The organism is Syntrophorhabdaceae bacterium (assembly GCA_035541755.1).
Lineage (GTDB): Bacteria > Desulfobacterota > Syntrophorhabdia > Syntrophorhabdales > Syntrophorhabdaceae > PNOF01.
Window position 1 is genome coordinate 19,110 of record DATKMQ010000179.1, and the last position, 18,707, is coordinate 37,816.

General features: G+C 50.0%; 19 protein-coding genes. 15 read left to right on the top strand and 4 right to left on the bottom strand.

Translation table 11 applies throughout. The annotated features are described in order from the left end of the window. The first annotated feature begins 297 nt into the window (after positions 1–297). The 10 genes from VMT62_17935 to polA all read left to right on the top strand — a co-directional run bounded on the left by VMT62_17935 (position 298) and on the right by polA (position 11,163). Positions 298–897 (top strand): nuclear transport factor 2 family protein, encoded by a 600-nt coding sequence (locus VMT62_17935; GenBank protein HVN98312.1) that lies wholly within the window; start codon positions 298–300, stop codon positions 895–897. A 198-nt stretch (positions 898–1,095) separates the two neighbouring features. After that, the gene (locus tag VMT62_17940; protein HVN98313.1) at positions 1,096–2,214 is read left to right on the top strand and encodes an amidohydrolase family protein; all 1,119 of its coding nucleotides are present in this window, start codon (positions 1,096–1,098) and stop codon (positions 2,212–2,214) included. Between the two features lie 399 nt (positions 2,215–2,613). After that, positions 2,614–3,339: an SDR family oxidoreductase gene (locus VMT62_17945; GenBank protein HVN98314.1), complete on the top strand. Its 726-nt coding sequence runs from the start codon at positions 2,614–2,616 to the stop codon at positions 3,337–3,339. A 429-nt stretch (positions 3,340–3,768) separates the two neighbouring features. After that, positions 3,769–4,101: a hypothetical protein gene (locus VMT62_17950; protein HVN98315.1), complete on the top strand. Its 333-nt coding sequence runs from the start codon at positions 3,769–3,771 to the stop codon at positions 4,099–4,101. 92 nt (positions 4,102–4,193) lie between these two features. Then, on the top strand, positions 4,194–5,156 hold the full coding sequence (locus VMT62_17955; protein HVN98316.1) for a hypothetical protein: 963 nt from the start codon (positions 4,194–4,196) through the stop codon (positions 5,154–5,156). A gap of 356 nt (positions 5,157–5,512) precedes the next feature. After that, positions 5,513–6,523 carry a D-glycerate dehydrogenase gene (locus tag VMT62_17960; protein HVN98317.1) on the top strand — a complete coding sequence of 337 codons (1,011 nt, stop codon included), beginning with the start codon at positions 5,513–5,515 and terminating at the stop codon, positions 6,521–6,523. Between the two features lie 716 nt (positions 6,524–7,239). After that, entirely contained in the window at positions 7,240–7,521 is a 282-nt protein-coding gene (locus tag VMT62_17965) for a glutaredoxin family protein (GenBank protein ID HVN98318.1), read from the top strand. Further along, positions 7,518–8,030: a ferredoxin-thioredoxin reductase catalytic domain-containing protein gene (locus VMT62_17970; protein ID HVN98319.1), complete on the top strand. Its 513-nt coding sequence runs from the start codon at positions 7,518–7,520 to the stop codon at positions 8,028–8,030. Before VMT62_17965 ends, VMT62_17970 begins: the two co-directional genes overlap by 4 nt. Then, positions 8,014–8,475 carry an Lrp/AsnC family transcriptional regulator gene (locus VMT62_17975; GenBank protein ID HVN98320.1) on the top strand — a complete coding sequence of 154 codons (462 nt, stop codon included), beginning with the start codon at positions 8,014–8,016 and terminating at the stop codon, positions 8,473–8,475. The genes VMT62_17970 and VMT62_17975 overlap by 17 nt, the downstream gene beginning before the upstream one ends. 63 nt (positions 8,476–8,538) lie before the next feature. Beyond that, positions 8,539–11,163: a DNA polymerase I gene (polA, locus tag VMT62_17980; GenBank protein HVN98321.1), complete on the top strand. Its 2,625-nt coding sequence runs from the start codon at positions 8,539–8,541 to the stop codon at positions 11,161–11,163. A gap of 43 nt (positions 11,164–11,206) precedes the next feature. On the opposite strand, the gene VMT62_17985 is transcribed toward polA, so the two are convergent. Together VMT62_17985 and VMT62_17990 are read right to left on the bottom strand one after the other, a co-directional pair. After that, the gene (locus tag VMT62_17985) at positions 11,207–12,082 is read right to left on the bottom strand and encodes a YihY/virulence factor BrkB family protein (GenBank protein HVN98322.1); all 876 of its coding nucleotides are present in this window, start codon (positions 12,080–12,082) and stop codon (positions 11,207–11,209) included. Between the two features lie 95 nt (positions 12,083–12,177). Beyond that, positions 12,178–13,047, bottom strand: a complete 870-nt coding sequence (locus VMT62_17990; protein HVN98323.1) for a nitroreductase family protein — start codon at positions 13,045–13,047, stop codon at positions 12,178–12,180. Between the two features lie 176 nt (positions 13,048–13,223). On the opposite strand from VMT62_17990, the gene dusB reads away from it, so the two are divergent. The 4 genes from dusB (at position 13,224) to bioD (ending at position 15,962) form a co-directional block, all read left to right on the top strand. Next, on the top strand, positions 13,224–14,189 hold the full coding sequence (gene dusB / locus VMT62_17995; GenBank protein ID HVN98324.1) for a tRNA dihydrouridine synthase DusB: 966 nt from the start codon (positions 13,224–13,226) through the stop codon (positions 14,187–14,189). Positions 14,190–14,370: 181 nt separating this feature from the next. Continuing rightward, a complete protein-coding gene (locus VMT62_18000) occupies positions 14,371–15,012 on the top strand; it encodes a redox-sensing transcriptional repressor Rex (protein ID HVN98325.1) in 642 nt (213 codons plus the stop codon). Between the two features lie 9 nt (positions 15,013–15,021). Next, entirely contained in the window at positions 15,022–15,231 is a 210-nt protein-coding gene (locus VMT62_18005) for a DUF350 domain-containing protein (protein HVN98326.1), read from the top strand. Then, positions 15,231–15,962: a dethiobiotin synthase gene (bioD, locus tag VMT62_18010; GenBank protein ID HVN98327.1), complete on the top strand. Its 732-nt coding sequence runs from the start codon at positions 15,231–15,233 to the stop codon at positions 15,960–15,962. Before VMT62_18005 ends, bioD begins: the two co-directional genes overlap by 1 nt. A gap of 54 nt (positions 15,963–16,016) precedes the next feature. On the opposite strand, the gene VMT62_18015 is transcribed toward bioD, so the two are convergent. Then, positions 16,017–17,186 (bottom strand): pyridoxal phosphate-dependent aminotransferase, encoded by a 1,170-nt coding sequence (locus tag VMT62_18015; GenBank protein HVN98328.1) that lies wholly within the window; start codon positions 17,184–17,186, stop codon positions 16,017–16,019. A 2-nt stretch (positions 17,187–17,188) separates the two neighbouring features. Further along, positions 17,189–18,379, bottom strand: coding sequence for a pyridoxal phosphate-dependent aminotransferase (locus VMT62_18020; protein ID HVN98329.1), 1,191 nt, complete (start codon positions 18,377–18,379; stop codon positions 17,189–17,191). Positions 18,380–18,417: 38 nt separating this feature from the next. On the opposite strand from VMT62_18020, the gene VMT62_18025 reads away from it, so the two are divergent. Beyond that, positions 18,418–18,663, top strand: a complete 246-nt coding sequence (locus VMT62_18025; protein ID HVN98330.1) for a hypothetical protein — start codon at positions 18,418–18,420, stop codon at positions 18,661–18,663. Positions 18,664–18,707: the final 44 nt, after the last annotated feature.

An 18,707-nucleotide genomic window follows, 5' to 3' on the forward strand; every position in this document is an offset into this window, starting at 1 on the left:
AAAGAAGCAATCTATACAATCTTTCTAACGGAAATCGATGGGGTGATTCTTCTGTGAACACAACACAAACATTTCTCTTAACGTTCCGCTTCGCTTTGAGCGTAATTTTGCTTTTTTTGTGACCCGGGCTAAAATATAGAGCAACGTCTTCCAGGTTCGGGGGCGGCATGTTATGGTAGGCTGATTCGCTTCGCCCGCAAATAGATGTATGGTATTAGCGAAAACAGAATGATTGAATGCGAGAACTGGATAGAACATGTTTGGCGGGTTTATAAAAGCTTTTTTTAGGAGAATATTGTGGACAGACAAATGCAAGATGTTATGATTATCAGGGATCTCATTGAAAGATGGGCTGTATATCGAGATTCTCTACTTTGGGATAAATTTAGAACCATCTGGCACGAAGATGGCAGGATGAAAGCGACGTGGTTTGATGGTCCGTATGAAGAATTTATAAAGACAACTGAAGAAGGAGTAAAACACGGTCTTAATATAATGCATATTCTTGGTGGATCAGCCATAGAAGTTAAAGAAGGAAGAGCAACTTCATTGACAAGGTTCGTTATTTTACAAAGAGCTATGCTTGATGGAATACTATGTGATGTAACTACATATGCACGACATCAAGATTTATGGGAGAAAAGGAAGAGCAAGTGGGGATTGGTAAGCCGCGAAACAATTTGCGATAAAGATAGGATTGATCCAGTAAATATAAATCAAAAAATAAACCTGGATGAAACTATATTAGGTCAATTTCCGGTGGAATATAAGTACTTGGCATATCTCCAAACAAAAATTGGATATAATGTAGATCGAGATGTCCCGAGACTAAGTGGCGGAGAATCCCTGATTGCTCTATATGAAAGAGCAAAAAATTGGCTTTTGAAGGCACGCTGATCTAAGTGCAGTTCGGAAAGAGAAGATCAGTTGCAGTTACACAGGAAGATCCGGCTTTGTTAAAACTAAGATATTCCTGACGCTAAAGATATCGCTATGTCTAATGAGATTAGGACTGATCCATAAAGCTGAAAGAGGTTGTGGTTTAAACCAACGAATATGTCAGGGGCGGCACAAAGCAATAGGGGTCACTATCCTATGAAACGAACAGAAAGATTCATGGTGGGGCGATGGCGAATACTCCTCTTTATTATATTGATTCTATTTGTGCACGTGCCATCATTCGCCGGGCCGTACCGCCCAATTGAGCCTCTGCCGCCAGGGATAGTGGACATACATTGTCACGTTGCGGGGATTGGAGCCGGCAACAGTGGATGTTTCGTTTCATCGAAGCTACGTGGCAGTTGGAAATTCAAGATTTACTTGCGGGCTTTCGGTGTATCACAAAGTGAGTTGGAAGAAAAAGGCGATGGCTTGATAGCGGACCGAACTTCAGAATTGCTCTCACAAAGCACATTCGTCAAAAAAGCCGTGTTGCTTGCGTTGGACGGGATTGTCGGCAAGGATGGAATGCTCGACACGAATCGGACCGAGATTTACGTGCCGAACGAGTTCGTTGCTGATGCGGTGGCGAGACACAACAATCTGCTCTTCGGCGCTTCGGTTAATCCTTATCGCAAAGACGGCCTGGAGCGTCTGGATTGGGCCAAGGCGCACGGTGCAGTGCTCGTGAAATGGATTCCTTCGATCATGGAAATTGATCCATCCGATCCGCGTATAATACCGTTTTATCGCAAGCTCGTCGAGTTGAATCTTCCGTTGCTGTCTCATGCCGGTCAGGAGCGTTCTTTCACTTCCGCAGCCGACGGTTTCTGCGATCCGGACAAACTGCGGCTGCCGTTGAGCCTGGGCGTGAGGGTCATTGCCGCGCACATAGCATCTACCGGAAGATATCACGGTGAGCGGAGCAGCGACCGACTCGCTCGTTTGATGCGTGAATATCCGAACCTGTATTCGGACATTTCCTCACTAACCCTGATAAACAAACATTATTATCTGAAGGAAGCACTCACACGGCCCGAGTTCAAGGAGAGACTTCTCTATGGCTCGGATTTTCCGCTCATCAATACCGCCCTCGCTTCCCCGTGGCAGTACGGTCTGCAACTTTCTCCGAAGCAATTGATTGAGATTTCCAAAGCAAAGAATCCATGGGATGCGGACGTGCTGCTCAAACACTATCTCGGCACGCCAACGGAAATCTTTGCTCGTTCTGGGCAGTTCTTTGCGCAAGATGCATCTAAACCCTCGTTGCCATAAAAACGGTGAAGCAGGGACTGGCTCCTCTCCTCTCCCCGTCCATGAATAGGTCCCGATGTTGAGTTATGCTTTAAGCTGATTTGGGTGTAAACCAGACTCCATATCGGACAGCCCCCAAGGACCACGCATCATGCCACATCTGTATGCATAATCATCAGCTTCTTTGAAGACCCCGGTGCTTGCCCTGCAAGTGTGGCTGGCGTTCAATCTCGTCAGAAATGAGCTGAAATCAATAGGTGGTAATTTCTGTCAGCTTCTTCCTGTACTCCTTAGTCCTGCTTGTGTTCCAGAGTGCTACACTCCTAACAGTGATCATTGCCTTTCTTACGAAGCAAAGATATCATATGGAAAAGTCAGGCAATCCTGGCGAATCTTTTTCTAAAGTGCAGGAGGTGATTCATGAAGCCCTTGGAAGGTAAGGTCGCCCTGGTTACCGGCGCCAGCCGGGGAATTGGCCGCGCTATATCGATTGGTCTATCGCAACAAGGAGCCAACCTGGTACTGGCAGCCCGTAGCATGTCTGACCTGGAAGCGACCCGGAATCATATCCTTCAATATGGGGTGATGGCTGAAGTAGTGCCAACCGATGTTACCAGTGAACAGCAGATCGTGGTCTTATTTCAAGAAACTCTGGAACGTTTTGGAAAACTGGATATCTTAGTCAACAATGCAGGTGTTTTTGTTAATGAACCGATTGATCGAATGTCCACCGAGACCTGGGACTGGGTGATAAACATTGAACTCCGAGCAGCCTTTATCTGCACACGGGAGGCCATGCGTATCATGAAGAAACAGGGAGGCGGACGAATCATCAACATCGGCAGCATCTCGGCCCAGCGTGTCCGTCCGTTTACCGCACCTTACAATAGCGCCAAGTTTGGCCTGGTTGGTTTGACTCACACCACAGCTTTGGAAGGACGGGAGTTCGGCATCACCTGCGGGTGTTTGCACCCCGGCGTTACTGGAGACCGAGAACGGGACGGCAGCCCCCGCAATCCCAGGGTCATGATGTCTTACGAAGAAATCGCCAGCACCGCCGTGTATATGGCCTGCCAGCCGCCCGATATCAATATTCTGGAGCTCATTCAGTTACCCCGAGAACAACCATATTTGGGAAGGGGGTGAGGTGCTCTTCGCGAAGCGGTTATGATTTGCCTAACAAGGTAATCCAGTGACGTCCTGCAATGGCCGCTGATTTTGTTGGCATGCTGCGTTTCAAACCGCAATCCGCAGTCCTTAATAATATGCGTAGTGCAAGACTCGTAGGTGCTATACGTAATACATTCTGCTTTTCCATATGATATTTGGTAGTTACATCCTATTTTCTCTATCCTTTCGGATGGCATCATAGACGAATCTTCCCGAGCAGGCGAGCAAGAGGATATTTGTTTTCGACTGTAGTCCTTAATCTGCCCGGTTTGCTCAACGTACAGGATTTCTAACCTTAAGTCGGTTACGAGCCCGAACACGATGCCCTTGACACTTACGGTCCCGAAATAATAATATGTGTCAAAACCAATTTGGTTAGATACTCTTGTTACAAATGAGTGAGGAATGACGAAAGGGTTGACCATATTGCTATCCTTGGCATTTTTTCTCGGCTGTGCTACGACCGGGGAGGTGACAAAGGTTCCGGACGGCGTGGAGGTCAAAGGCAACGAAATCTACCTCAACGGGAAGCCCGATGGAGCATACCATGTTCAGGTGTCTGAAGATGGCTCGACTATTCATTATAGGGTGATAGATACAAATAGCTTCTTCCCAAATAGCAAGCAACGGGTCTACAGGGTTATTTATGCGCCAGAAAGTCATCATGAAAAGATTTCGCCATGGAAATCTTCGATGAAATCAATCTGGCAGGCCCCGAGATCAGGTCAATGTGTATGACGCATTTAAATACGGGAAGTAGCCCGCTCATCTGGAATAATAGTATTCTGTCGCTAGTTTGAACTACCATAATGCAGAGGAGGTAGATAGTCATGCGTCAATTAGGATTGGCACTAGGCATCGTAATTTTCTTGTGTGTAGCAACACCATGTGTCACATCTGCAGCGGACATCTGTGACCGCAATTGTCTTATTGGAATTATGAACCATTACCTGGACGCAGTCTGCAAGCACGACCCGTCCAAAGCGCCACTTGCTCCAAACTACCGTTCTACGGAAAACGCAGTTGACGTTAAGCCGGGTACGGGTATGTGGATGACAGCAACTGCCTTGGGTGAGATGCAGCGTCGATACGCGGATCCGGTTAGCAAGAATGTTGGCTATTTCGGACTTATCGATGAAAACGGTAATACGGCATTGGTATCCGTGCGGCTAAAGATCGAAGGACAGAAAATTAGTGAAGCAGAATGGACTATTGCACGGAAAGGTGCAACAGTTTTCAGACCCCAGGGAATTGTAAGGTTTCCTCCCCCAAAAGATCCGGCAGGTCCTGAACATCGTTCATCACGCGAAAGTATGATTGCCGCGGCTGATAGTTATTTCAGCGGGATACAGGGCCACGACGGGAATATTGTGCTCGCGCAACCAGGATGCTATCGCGTTGAAAATGGAACGTGGATGGTCGGCGCTACGCCTGGACATCCCCTTGGCAGTACGGGACCAGTGAACGCCTCGTTAGCAAAGGGAGGAGATGGAGTTACGGCATCATATTTTGCAAACAGTCAATGCAATTCAGGTTTTCCGAAAATGATGGAGTTAACAGAAGCTGTCATAAATCGTCGCTATTCCATCGCCGATGAAGAAGCCGGAATCGTGGTGGCGACGGTCATATTTAAGCGGGTACCGGGGGCCACCCAGAATGGCGTGCCTTTTAGATGGTTATACTTGACTGAATTGTTCCAAATAGAAAATGGGCGGATTCGTGCTATATTTGCAGCTATGGATTCCCTACCTCCTGAAATTCAGACTTCCGGATGGCCCGACGAGAAAAGATGAATACATTTGTGGAACAGAGGTGGAGAAATCCGCCAATGTGATGATGACACCATAATATCACCTCCATACAATAAGGAGAGGAGAGCCCGCATCGAACCAGTCTAATTAACGATCTTGGGCGATTAGATCCATTCGCATAGAATGGCTGCTCTGCCCCGATATTCTGCGACTCCATATTACTTCTTTCAGCGGATTCAGGAAGATCCATGCTTCAAAATAGTTTTAGACATGATTTCCGTGTGTAATGTGAAACCCATCCCGGGATGACGACGTACGAAGACTATATACCTCGGGCCGTTGGAACGTATGAATTCCTGTTGCAATTTCAAATTAACTGTGAAATGTTAAGAAAAGCGATGACACCGAGAATTTACATAACCAGGAAATTACCCTTTCCCGCGATCGACTCGATCGCCGATTCTTGCGACGTGGTTTTCCACGAAGGCGAAGAATCCCCCGGACGGGAGGAGTTTCTCAAGAATTTAGCCGACAAAGACGGCATTCTCTGCCTCGTAGCCGATCACGTCGATAAAGAGGCGATAGATAGCGCACCGAACCTCAAGGTCATCTCCACCATGAGCGCCGGCTTTGAGCACATCGATGTAGCGTACGCCACGGCAAAGGGTATATATGTGGGCTACGCACCGGACGCCCTGACCGACGCCACGGCTGACCTTGCCTTCTCGCTCCTTCTCGCCGCTGCGCGCCGTGTACCCGAGGGTGATCAGTTCATGCGCCAGCGAAAATGGAAGATATCGTGGTCGCCGCTCTTCCATTTGGGCAAGGCTGTGTGGGAGAGTACGCTCGGCATCATCGGTATGGGAAAGATCGGCAAGGCCATGATGACGCGCGCAAAAGGCTTCAATATGCGCATCCTCTATACGGATCCTGTGCGCATGAGTATAGAAGAGGAGAATAGATTGGGCGTGAGCTTCAAATCTCTCAACGATCTTCTCAAAGAATCCGATTTCGTAAGTGTGCACGTACCCGTCACTGAAATGACGCGCCATCTGATCAACGAGGAGCGCTTGAAGCTCATGAAACCGTCCGCCATCTTGATTAACGCGTCCAGGGGGGCGACCGTGGACGAGGCCGCTCTCGTGAGGGCACTTCAAGAGAAATGGATAGCGGGAGCGGCCCTCGACGTATACGAGCGGGAGCCCGTGGCAGATGACAATCCACTTCTTGATCTGGAAAATGTTGTCCTGGTTCCCCATATTGGCAGCGCGACGGTTGAAGCGCGGACAAAGATGGCCGAGACGGCAGCGCTCAATCTGATCTCGGTGCTCAAGGGAGAGACCCCTCCCCGTCTTCTTAACCCCGAGGTCATGGCCGTCAGACCCCTCTCACAGGTAAAGATGCTGTAAGCGGTCGAGTCCGTAGTCACAAAGAACGGAAATGTTATGTCTTGTACTCGGACCACGGCTTGTTCAACAATGCGCCTTTCGGAGAATTTGGAGTACATCACCGTCTGGTTAGTAATATACAAGTAAATTAAAGGAAGCCAGCCCCTTCGCCTCCTCGGTTTGCCTCATCCGGCTAAATAACGGCGGCATCCTGCGAACTAGCTAGTACCTCATAGCACCGCGAACAAACTCGATAATCAGGGTTCTTAGCGTAGCTGAAAACGAATTGTATATTCCGCGACGATACCGAAATTTTCGGCCTCTACTGAAAATTTCGGTGTGAAATGGACCACGGCTTGGAGTGGAAAGATGAATATGCGATGGGCTGACGCGACTTGCTGGCCGAAGACCGGGCTCGCATCCTGAGAATAGGTTTGCCGGGTACCCACGCGTTGATACCGGATTGAAGAGCGACCAGACTGACACGTGGGTGGTAAACGCCTGAAGGCGCAAGGCGCGGCAGAACGCGCATAGGCGCTTTCCCGAACAAGCCGTGGTCCAAACACAAAGTCACACGGGCTCGCAAAAACCTGCCGACCGCGCCTATATCCAATTGACGGAACAATGAAGAGACTTGCCTCCGCCCAAATTTGTATTTCACCCTGCCGGCTTCTATGATAGAATCTCTTGAAACAACCGGTGTCCGCTCGCGCAGCACAACCCGAAAGGAGGACCATATGAAAGTAAACCACGTTGAAGGTACTGACAAGGGAAACCTGCTCATCTATACCTTAAGCACCTGCATCTGGTGCAAAAAAACCAAGGCCTTTCTCGACAGCCTCGGCGTGGGCTACGATTTCGTGGAAGTCGATGCGGCCTCCGAGGAGGACAGAGAAGCGGCCCTGACCGAGATCAAACGTTTCAACCCGCAATGCTCTTTCCCCACCCTCGTGGTCAACGACAAGCAATGCATCGTCGGGTACGATGAGGCAAAAATCAAGGGGGTGCTGGGTCTATGAGCAACGAAGAGAGCGAACTTCTCCGGCAGATTGATCTCTACTACGAGAGGCTCACCAGGCAAGCTTCAGCATCGGGTTACCATCTCAACCCCGATACGGAATTCACCAAGGCGCTCATCGCCGGCCTCATCGTGAACGAGAAACGTTACGGATACGGCTCATGCCCCTGCAGACTCGCCGCTGAAAACAGGGACAAAGACCTCGACATCGTCTGCCCCTGCGACTACCGCGACCCGGACATCGCAGAGTTTGGGGCCTGCTACTGCGCCCTCTATGTTTCAGAAGCAGTGGCAAAAGGCGAAAAAAAGTTGTCTGTCGTACCCGAAAGGAGATTACCGCCGGAAAAACGGGCCGCAACCAGGCCCGCCGGGGCACGCATACGCCTCGACGGTCTTACCTATCCCGTGTGGCGATGCAGGGTCTGCGGCTATTTATGCGCCAGAGAAGAGCCGCCTCAAGTGTGTCCCATCTGCAAAGCAGGCAAAGAACGTTTTGAACAATTCATCTGAGATGGACGCAACAGACCGGGCCATACTCAACATGATCCAGGACGAATTTCCTCTCACGGAAAAACCCTTCGAAGCGATCGGAAATCGGACAGGCATAAGCCCTCAAGAGGCACTGAAAAGAATCAAAAGGTTAAAACAAGAAGGATATATCCGGAGGGTCGGCCTCGTACTGGAAAGCAAGAAACTCGGTTATAAGAGCCTGCTCTGCGCAGCCCGAATCGATCCCGACGCAATCGAAGAAGTCGCGGCAGTGATCAACAGGGAGCCGGGCGTGACGCACTGTTACGAGCGCGACGGCGAGCTAAACCTGTGGTTTACTATTACCATGGGGACCGTCGATCAGATCAACGAATTCATATCACGCCTTGAAAAGACCTTCTCGATCAAATTATACAAGTTCCCCGAGAAGAAAACATTCAAGATCAAGACGTTTTTTCCGGTGTGATGTTTCCACAGGCCGTTTGAATGAATGAAACCACTCACATAATACTTACGAGAGCAGACACACATGAGTAATATCTCCGAAGGACAGACCCCGCAATCTGACATCGTGTCTCAGATCCCCGATCATATCATACGGAAGAGGGTATTTCTCGTTGATGGTAATTCTTATCTCTACAGGGCCTTCTATGCCACGCCGCATCTCTCCAATTCCCGCGGCATGCCCACCAACGCAATCTACGCCTTCATCAGCATGATCAAGAAACTAAGAAGCGAGGAAAACCCCGACATACTCGTCATCATCTTTGATTCAAAAGCGCCTTCTTTTCGCGAGGCAATCTCCAAGGAATATAAAGCGCAGCGGCCGCCCATGCCCGGGAATCTTGCCACGCAGATACCCTACGTCAAAAAGATCATGCAGGCTATGGGTCTACCCGTTATCGAAAAAGAGGGTTTTGAGGCCGACGACATCATCGGCACCGTGGTCGAGCACGTGAATGCCCATCATGACATAGCCACTTACATCGTGACGAGCGACAAAGATATGATGCAGCTTGTCTCAGACAGGGTCCTTATCTACGACACCATGAAGAACCGGTTGATAGGCGAAAAGGAAGTGCTCGATAAGCTCGGGGTGAAACCTGCTCATGTGATCGACTACCTCGCTCTGGCGGGGGACACCTCCGATAATATCCCGGGGGTGCCGGGTATCGGGGAAAAAACCGCCCGTGAGCTTGTCGCCGCCATGGGCTCCTTCGATGACATTTACTTGAACATTGGTGAAATCAAGAAACCGGCAGTGAGAGAGAAACTCCTCCAGGGAAGACCACTGGGCGAGATGAGCAAAACGCTCGCCACGATCAAGTGTGATGTGCCGATAGATGCCGGCATCGAAGACCTCATGGCAAAAGAGGAAGATCCACAGGCCTTAAGAAAGATATACAGGGAGCTGGAATTCACTTCTCTCTATAGGGAAATCAAAGGGGAGAACACTACCCGGAGACAATGGCCCAACAAGGAGCTCGAGCAATTGGATACGAAACGCGTGGCAATACTCGCGTCTTTTCACGGCAAGAACGCTGCAGCGTTTGAGCTTCAGGCCTTCGCCGCGTCCGACGGGGAAGGCACTTTCTCTTCACAGGATAAAAGAGAGTTCCTGTATGTTCTCTCCCGCGCAGAAGAGATCGTTACTCACAACCTGAAACCGCTTCTCGCCGCGATGATAAACGAGCAGAATGTCGAATCTAAAATCGCGCATTGGGAACCCGGAAGAGTGCAGATCTTCGATACCATGCTCGCCTCCTATCTTACAAACCCCATGCGAAAGGACTACGGGATCGGCGCTATCCTCGAAGAACATCTCGATATAGCGCTCGCATTGCATGGAGGACAATCCACCCTCACTGAATGCGTGCCCTACCTGTTCGATCTCAAGGATACTCTCATCAGGGCTATGGAATCTCTGGATCTCACGAGCCTTTTCTCCAACATCGAAATGCCCTTGATCGATGTGCTGGCACGTATGGAACACTGCGGAGTCAAAGTAGACCGGAAGATACTGGCGGGATTGTCACAGGATTTCGACAGAAGACTCACGGGGATTATCAAAGAGATTTATGCCTTTTCCGGGGAACCGTTCAATATCAATTCTCCGCAGCAGCTATCGCGGGTCCTCTTCGATTCGCTCAAGCTCACGCCTGTCAAGAAGACCAAAACGGGTTTCTCCACGGACACGGAGGTACTTGAGTCGCTTTCTCTCGAGCACCCTCTCCCCGCAAAGATTCTTGAATACCGCACCCTGACGAAATTAAAGAACACCTATATTGATGTCCTGCCCACACTCATCAATCCTCGTACGGGTAGAATACACACAACGTACAACCAGATGGCGGTGTCGACGGGAAGGCTTTCAAGTTCGGACCCGAATCTGCAGAATATCCCCATTCGGGGAGAAGACGGGGTAAAGATTCGCCAGGCCTTCGCCGCTCCCGAAGGCTCAGTCCTCATTTCCTCCGACTATTCCCAGATCGAGCTCAGGGTACTGGCCCACATCACGGGCGACCCTGTCCTGATCGACACATTCCTGCAAGATCAGGATATCCATTCGACCGTGGCTCAGAACATCTTCGGCGCAAGCAAAGACAACGTTACCCAGGACATGCGGCGAACGGCCAAGGTGATTAATTTCGGCATCATTTACGGAATGAGCGCTTTCGGACTGTCAAAGGAACTCGGCATTTCACAGAAGGAGGCGCAGCAATACATCGAGAATTACTTTGAACGGCACAAGGCCGTGAAAGAATACATGGAAGGGATCGTCGAGCAATGCCGCGCCGATGGATTCGTAAGGACCCTTTTCGGAAGGATACGTTTCATACCTGAGATTAATAATCCGGATCAGGCCGTGCGGCAGCTGGGAGAGAGAGCCGCCATGAATATGCCGATACAGGGAACCGCGGCTGACATCATCAAAATGGCCATGATCAATACCGTAGACAAAATAGAACAACAAGGACTGTCATCGCGGCTTATCCTTTCAATTCATGACGAACTACTCTTCGAAGTGCCTGATGGTGAAATAGGCGTAATGGAAGAACTTGTCAAAAGCGAAATGGAACAGGTTGTCGCCCTTAAAGTGCCCCTCAAGGTTTCCCTGGGCAAAGGACGTAACTGGGCCGAAGCGCACGAATAGTTTCGCGTCCGTCCGCCTCTTTCTACCTCAAGCGCGAATATATCTATTTACCGGAAAATCCGTACCCGGCCGGGCGTTCATGATTATGCGAGTCGGACAGAACCGAGAGCAGTTCGGCACAGACCACAAAAACAAAAGCCGAAAAATAGACCCAGAGAAGGAACGCGATAAAGGCGCCGTAGGCGCCAAAAAAAGCGGTATACTTTCCAAGGGTGAGAATGAAATATTTGAAAAAGTACTTACCTCCATACCAGAGGACCACGCCGGGGATGGTAGACATGAGCAACAGTTTCTTGTCCCGTACGGGCGTGAGGAAGTAATAGAGCAGGTAGAAGAATGTAAAAACAACACAGGTGACGAAGAACGAAAAAAGATGGACTATCGGCGTTCTCGTCATAATCCCCCCCAGGGCTTTCACAAACTTTGCCTGGAGCATGACCGAGCCGACAAAACCGAAAAAGAGGAAAGTCTGAAGTGCGGTGAACAGGAGTGTCATGAGCATCTCCTCCCATTTCCTCTTGAGAAAACTCTTTGTTTTTTGACCGAATATGAGATGAAATGAGGGGCGAATAACGGCAAAAAGCCTCGTGGTAAAGAAGAAAAGGAAGGCCAGGCCAAGAGGACCGGAGAGCCTCTTTGTCACAGAGATGATATTCAGTTCGCTGAGAATTTTCTTTACGATGACCGTATCATAGGGCGCGGGAATGGCGCTTCGCACGAATGTCTCAAGCTGCCTGGCAGGATTCTTGAGATCCACTATGTAGCCCACGACGCAAATGGAAAAGAGTGTAAAGGGTATAAAGGTAAGGAGTACGTAAAAGGAGATCGATGAAACCATGATATTGCCATGGTCTCTATGATATTTTTTGAAGAGCGCTTTTATGATACCGAAAAACGACAGGGCCTTTTTCTTTGGCACGCATCACTCCCTGCTTGCTAATTTTGTTTAAATGTAAAATGAAAATCGTAAAATGTAAAACGAAAAGTTCGCCCAGCCTTGCACCGCGCACGCCTTCATATTTGCGCATTCCAGCTTACGACATACTCGGTCAGGTTGTCGGGTTTCTCGATCCCCGGTTCGAGGACTGACCACACTCCGGACATGCCCGTCTCAAGGACAGAAAGCTCGAAGTGACACATGGCGATACCGAGGTCAAGGCGCTGCAAATCGGCGAGACGCATAAGCGCCATGTTCCGATAGCCGTAGCCCTTGGATCGCTGCACATAGAAGTGCCACACACGACCCTTTTTTATAATCCTCCAGGGTTGTTTATTTGAGGCCGACGGTCCCAGGCGCACCATTTCCAGCGGCGTAGCGTACGCGCCCGCCTCCTCTTGTGATAAAGGCGTCTGAAAATCCTCGTCGAAAAAGACGGCAGCCCAGGGCAGACGGTTATCAGACCCCGCCCGCCGACGGATGAAGGAATCGAACCAGCGTCGCCTGTTCGCCATATGGCCTACCGCCACCACAGCCGGTATAAGCTCATCCGGCTCAGGAGAAATCTTTCGGGAAAAACCGCTTTTACTGAAGGTGCCTCCCAACCAGCATGTGCCGAGCCCCATGTCGGTAGCGAAGAGAACGGCCCGTTCCATCAGGTATCCATAATCCTCCATGTTCTTCCCGCCGGGGCCCACGGCGCCAATGATAAAACCGGCGGCGCCCCTGATAAACCCGTATGTCCCGAGGCCTTTGAGCGTGCTCCAGTCCTCTCCGGTGGCCGCTGCCAACGCAAACCGCGTTCGCGTTCCCAGCGGTCCTGTGGTTGATTGAGACAAGAGTTCAGCGAGGAGGTCCCTCTCGTGTGGTTGTAAGGCTTCTTCGACATAGCTGCGACAGGAGAAACGCTTCTTGATGATCGCGACTACAGACTCAGTATATACCATATGTCATCTCCGCAAATTGGTTATCGTGAAGTCACCTGTTCATTAGAAAAACATATTTGAAACGCACAGGCAAGTGCGGCTTGACCGTCTCTTTTTGACCGGCTGCTTTTCTCTCCCACGAGGTTATGTTGAGGGGTATGTTTGACACACTGCGCGCCAACGGGTAGAATGAGACTGTGCTTAAGATTGGTGGTATTGAACTCGACTACCCCGTGATGCTCGCTCCTTTAAGCGGGGTGAGTGACCTTCCCTTTCGTCTGATCAATCGTTCCTTTGGGGCGCCTCTCGCCTTCACAGAAATGATCGATGCAAGGGCATTAAGCCATCGGGACAAGAGGACCCGAAAAATGCTCGCGTCCACGGTCGAAGATAGGCCGCTTGGGGTGCAGCTTCTCGGCGCCCACGAGAAGTACCTGATGAAGGCCATCGAAGTTCTTGCCGAAGGAGAGTTCGACCTCATCGACTTCAACGCTGCCTGCCCCACACCCAAAGTAATCCGGAAAGGTAAAGGCGCCGCGCTCCTCAAAGAACCCCGGACCCTACACGGCATGCTCAGGGCAATCGTCGACGCGTCCAAACTCCCGGTAACCGTTAAGATCAGGACCGGGTGGGATGCATCGTCGGTCAATGCCAGGGAGGTCGCCCTTTATGCCGAGGATGCCGGCATCAGCGCACTCTTCATACATGGAAGGACAAAAGACCAGGGTTATAGCGGAGCCGTCGACTACCGGCGCATAAGAGAAGTCAAGGATGCCCTCAGGATTCCCGTCATAGCAAGCGGTGACAACACGTCGACAGCCGCCATCAAGAAGATGTTTGACGAGACGGGTTGCGATGGGGTACTAGTGGCCAGGGGATGTCTTGGAAATCCGTGGATATTCAGGGATGCCCTATCCTTCATGCAAAACGGGAGCCCGCCCGTAAAGCCCACCATGGATGAACGTATCGCCACGATCGTGAGGCACCTTGATCTTGTTATTCAACATCACGGCGAAGAGCGCGGCATCGGCATTTTTCACAAGTTCTTCATCTGGTATACCCGGGGATTGAGAGGCACCAAGCCATTGCGCGACAAAGCCTTCCGTACCGGGACAAAAAGCCAGATTCTCAGCGTCATCGAGGAACTTAGAACCCTCGAATAAAGAGACTCCTCCTATTTGTCTCGTCTGCCTTGGTTCACGCCTGAAGCATGGCCAAAGCGCCGTAAAACCTGGCTACCGCAGTATGCTCAGGGGAGCTTGATAAATTTTTCTCTTGCAAAAACCATCCGGAACTGATACATATAGGAAACAAAAGGGAAATTTAGGCAAAAAGGTAGAAAAAATGGCAAAATACGCAAAGATTCCGGAAGCAACGATACGGAGGCTTTCAAATTATCTGAAATGCCTTGCCGACCTCGAGACAAAAAATGAAAAGGTCGCCTCAAGCGCCCATATCGCCAACATATGCAACGTGAACGCGGCGCAGGTAAGAAAAGACTTCGCTTATTTCGGGGAGTTCGGCATCAGAGGAATGGGCTATAATGTCAAAGAACTGAAGAGGCATATTAGAGAGATTCTCGGCATCAACCGCGAATGGCGCATCGCGGTGGTCGGTGTCGGGAATATGGGAAGCGCCCTGCTCGTTTACAAAGACTTTTTGAAACAGAACTACAAAATCGTAGCCGCCTTCGACATCGTCCCGGAAAGGGTTATCGGGCGTATCTCCGAAAGGGTTGGCAGGCCCATCGAGATACTTCATATAGACATGCTCAATGAAGTGGTGAAAGCGAGAAACATCGAGATAGGCATTATCACCACACCCCCTCAGGAGGCACAAAAGGTTGCCGACCAATTGGTAGCTGCAAATGTGAAAGGAATTTTGAATCTCTCTCCGGCACCGGTACGCACACCTGAAAACGTGAAGCTGAGAAACCTTTTCTTTACCTCCGCGCTCGATAATCTCGTCTATTACTTGACGAACTAAGGAGTTGTTATGACGAAGGTTTTTGGAAATGTTGTGGAGATGTTCGTATACTCTGCCGTGTATATGATCATCGTTCTTGTCTCGGTAAAGATAATCGGGGCAATATTCACAACGGATTTTGAAAAGAAGGTCGCCGAAGAGAACAATATCGCCCTGGCCATTATCTGCGCCTGTATGTTGATAGGCATCGCCATACTGGTCGCCTCTGTCGTAAAATAGTGATAAAGGCAATCTTCGTAACAGGGACTGACACGGGCATTGGCAAAACGGTCGTATCTGCAAGCCTTGCAGCGTTCTTATCCCTCGAGGAGCATCTCGATGTGGGGGTCATGAAGCCTTTCGAGAGCGGCGTTCCTAAGACGGACAGTAGCCAGACTATGCGAGACGCCTCATTACTCAAGAAAGCTTCGGGTAGCGCCGACACCATCCTCGATATAAACCCCTACACCTTCGAAGCGCCCCTGGCGCCTGAAATAGCGGCGAGGCTGGAAGATACCGTGATTGACATTGACGTGCTGACAAGGCAATTTGACAATCTCGCAAACCGCCACGACGTCCTCATTGTCGAAGGCGCAGGCGGGGTTCTTGTTCCCATCAAAAGGGGTTTCTTTTTTGCCGACCTGATCAAGGCCTGGGATATTCCTGCAATTATTGTGTCACGGCTTGGTCTCGGCACCATCAACCATACACTTTTGACAACTTTGCTGTTGCGGTCTATGGGCATTTCGGTAGGCGGGGTGATTCTCAACGATACTGATGGCGCAACAGATCCGGCCGTTAAGACAAATCCCGAGCTACTCAGAGAATATCTCAACGTGCCACTGCTCGGTATCTTTCCTTATCTAAAAGAGTTTGCTGCCCATGCGATCGACAGAGAGTTCCTGGCACAAACCTTTGCCCGGCATATCGACTCTGAGATCGTTATGCGTATCGTGGGCGTAAGCCCCTAAGGCGCGCCTCATCGACAACGCGCGGGGATTGGCTCCCGCACTTCTCGCCTCACACTATTTTGAGAATTCCATGAAATACTTTCGCGACCGCTCGATGACATCCATATCTACGCAGTAGGCCAGTCTGAAGTAGCCGCTCCTGCCGAAACCGATACCCGGAACGCCCAGGATATGGTGTTTCTGAAGTTCCCTCACAAATTGAATGTCATCGGGCATCGGTGATTTCGGAAAGATGTAAAACGCCCCGAGAGGTTTTATCACCTCAAAGCCCGATTCGACGAGGATCTCATAAATGGCATCGCGCCTCCGCTGATATTCCGTAATATCGATCTTAGCGTTCTGAAATTTGCCCACAACACGTTGCATGATAGCCGGCGCATTTATGAAACCGAGGATTCTGTTTGAAAAGATCATCGCATCCATGAGGGGCCTGATATTCTTGATTGACGGCGAAGCTGCAATGTACCCGATCCGCTCTCCTGCAAGACCTAAGTCTTTGGAGTGGCAGGTCACAACAATGGTGTCCTCGTAGATATTGAATACATCGGGGAGAACGGTTCCATTATAGATCAGCTTTCTGTAAGCCTCGTCGGCTATGAGGAATATTCGCTGTCCCTTGTCGCGCCTCTCCTTTAGAACCCCGGCGAGCTCTTTCAGCTCTTCCTCATTATATACGACGCCGGTAGGATTGTTGGGCGAGTTGATGAGTATGGCCTTGGTCTTTCTGGTGATGGCATCTTTCATCCTGCCTACATCCAAATGGAAATCATCCTTCGTGTCCACAGGCCGTATCACGCCGCCATGGTTCCCGATATAAAACATGAACTCGACAAAATACGGGTTAGGAACGATCACTTCGTCGCCGGGGTCAAGCAACGCCTTGAACACGACATTGAGCCCTCCCGCAGCGCCTACGGTCATGACGATATTATCCCTACTGAAAGGAAGTCTTGTTTTTTCCCTGCAATAACCGGCTATCTCCTCGCGGACAAATTCGTAACCGCTGTTTGTCATATACCGGTGCATACCCCCGTTTTCCGTGGCAATGATTTTGATGAGCTCTTCCTTCAAAGCTTTTGGCGGTTCCGTGATGGGGTTGCCAAGCGTAAAATCGAGTATATTCTCCGGCCCATACTGTTTCTTCAGTTTTTCCCCTTCTTCGAACATGGCCCTGATCCAAGAAGATGATTTCATCGAATGGCTGATACTTTTAGATATGCTCATGCTCACCTCAAGTTATAACGTTTTCCGGTCCTGATGAACCCTTCCGCGCTTTTTTGTATTGTTTCTATGGGTACACAATAGGCAATTCTGAAATACCCTTTCTTTCCGAATCCCCTCCCCGGGACGACCATAATCCTTTCTTCCTGCTGCAACATCCGGACGAACTCGACCTCATCCGCAATGGGCGACTTGGGGAACATATAGAACGCCCCCAGGGGCTTCACACATTCGAATCCGCCCTCCATAAGGATTTCGTAGAGTGTATCTCTCTTCTTCTCATACTCTCCGATATTCACCGACGTTCTTTGAAACATACCGGCGATCCGCTGAAAAAGCGCCGGCGCATTGACAAACCCAAGGGTCCTCATCGATATCATGAGCGCCGAAACCACAAGTTCATATTCCGGAATGCGCGGAGAGATGGCAACATAGCCGATCCTCTCCCCCGGAAGCGCGAGGTCCTTTGAATGGGACGTGACGGCAAAGACAAGGTCATAGAGTTGAAACAGATTGGGGAGGCGAATCCCGTCGTATACGATTTTCTTGTAGGCATCATCGGAGATAATATAGATCTCCTGTCCCTGAGCCCTCCTTCTGTTGAGAAGTTCCGCGAGCGCCTTTAAGGTTTCCTCCGTGTACACTGCGCCGGTCGGGTTGTTCGGGCTATTGATGAGGATTGCCTTGGTCTTCACGTTTATCGCCTTTTCCAGCTTCTCCATATCGAGCTGGAAATCCTTTTTCGATTGGACAAGTCGCATCAAACCACCATGATTTTCAATGTAATTCTTAAACTCCCAGAAGAAGGGCGACGGAACGATCACCTGATCGCCAGGCGAGAGTATGCTCTTGAGAAGGATGTTGAGTCCTCCGGCGCAGCCGGTCGACATGAAAATATGTGTCGCCGTAAAGGGCACACCGTGCTGTTCGGAAAGATAGGCCGCTATTTCGCTCCGAACATCTTCATAGCCGTTGTTGGACATGTATCGGTGCATCCCCTTTAAGGGGTGGGCAAGCGTTTCGACAAGTGTTTTTTGGACCTGTTCCGGTGGCTCTGTGTCGGGGTTTCCCAGTGAAAAATCATAGACATTCTGTTCGCCATATTCCCTCTTGATCCGAAGCCCTTCCTCGAACATTCTTCGCGTCCAACCTTCCTGATTGGCGATCAGCTTCTGAATCTTACGCGAGATTATCATGATCCCTCCTTACAATAAAAAAGCCATGGGTTCATCCCATGGCTTGCAAACTAAAAAAGCCATGGGCCTTTGCACCCATGGCTTTTGCTTTATTCCAAGCAACAAAGACCTGGGTGCAAGCGTCTAAAGTAATAAAAATAAAAAAAGATGCGGGCGAAGAAAGCTTGCATGGTAGAGAAATTAAAAAGGAAAATGGCTTCATTGTCAAGAAAAATCGTCTCCTGGCGCGTTTTCGGGGAAACCGCTCACGCGACACGGAATGTGCGCCGAAGGGGAGATCTTAAGCGGAATGGGTCCGTACGCATTGACAAGGATCGCCAAAATCTTT

Coding starts and splice junctions, on each gene's coding strand:
- VMT62_17990 (HVN98323.1), bottom strand. CDS start 13,047: ATGGTATATACTGAGTCTGTAGTCGCGATCATCAAGAAGCGTTTCTCC.
- VMT62_17965 (HVN98318.1), top strand. CDS start 7,240: ATGAAAGTAAACCACGTTGAAGGTACTGACAAGGGAAACCTGCTCATC.
- VMT62_18005 (HVN98326.1), top strand. CDS start 15,022: ATGACGAAGGTTTTTGGAAATGTTGTGGAGATGTTCGTATACTCTGCC.
- VMT62_17970 (HVN98319.1), top strand. CDS start 7,518: ATGAGCAACGAAGAGAGCGAACTTCTCCGGCAGATTGATCTCTACTAC.
- VMT62_18020 (HVN98329.1), bottom strand. CDS start 18,379: ATGATAATCTCGCGTAAGATTCAGAAGCTGATCGCCAATCAGGAAGGT.
- VMT62_17940 (HVN98313.1), top strand. CDS start 1,096: ATGAAACGAACAGAAAGATTCATGGTGGGGCGATGGCGAATACTCCTC.
- VMT62_17955 (HVN98316.1), top strand. CDS start 4,194: ATGCGTCAATTAGGATTGGCACTAGGCATCGTAATTTTCTTGTGTGTA.
- VMT62_17945 (HVN98314.1), top strand. CDS start 2,614: ATGAAGCCCTTGGAAGGTAAGGTCGCCCTGGTTACCGGCGCCAGCCGG.
- VMT62_17960 (HVN98317.1), top strand. CDS start 5,513: ATGACACCGAGAATTTACATAACCAGGAAATTACCCTTTCCCGCGATC.
- polA (HVN98321.1), top strand. CDS start 8,539: ATGAGTAATATCTCCGAAGGACAGACCCCGCAATCTGACATCGTGTCT.
- VMT62_18025 (HVN98330.1), top strand. CDS start 18,418: ATGGCTTGCAAACTAAAAAAGCCATGGGCCTTTGCACCCATGGCTTTT.
- VMT62_17950 (HVN98315.1), top strand. CDS start 3,769: ATGACGAAAGGGTTGACCATATTGCTATCCTTGGCATTTTTTCTCGGC.
- VMT62_18015 (HVN98328.1), bottom strand. CDS start 17,186: ATGAGCATATCTAAAAGTATCAGCCATTCGATGAAATCATCTTCTTGG.
- VMT62_18000 (HVN98325.1), top strand. CDS start 14,371: ATGGCAAAATACGCAAAGATTCCGGAAGCAACGATACGGAGGCTTTCA.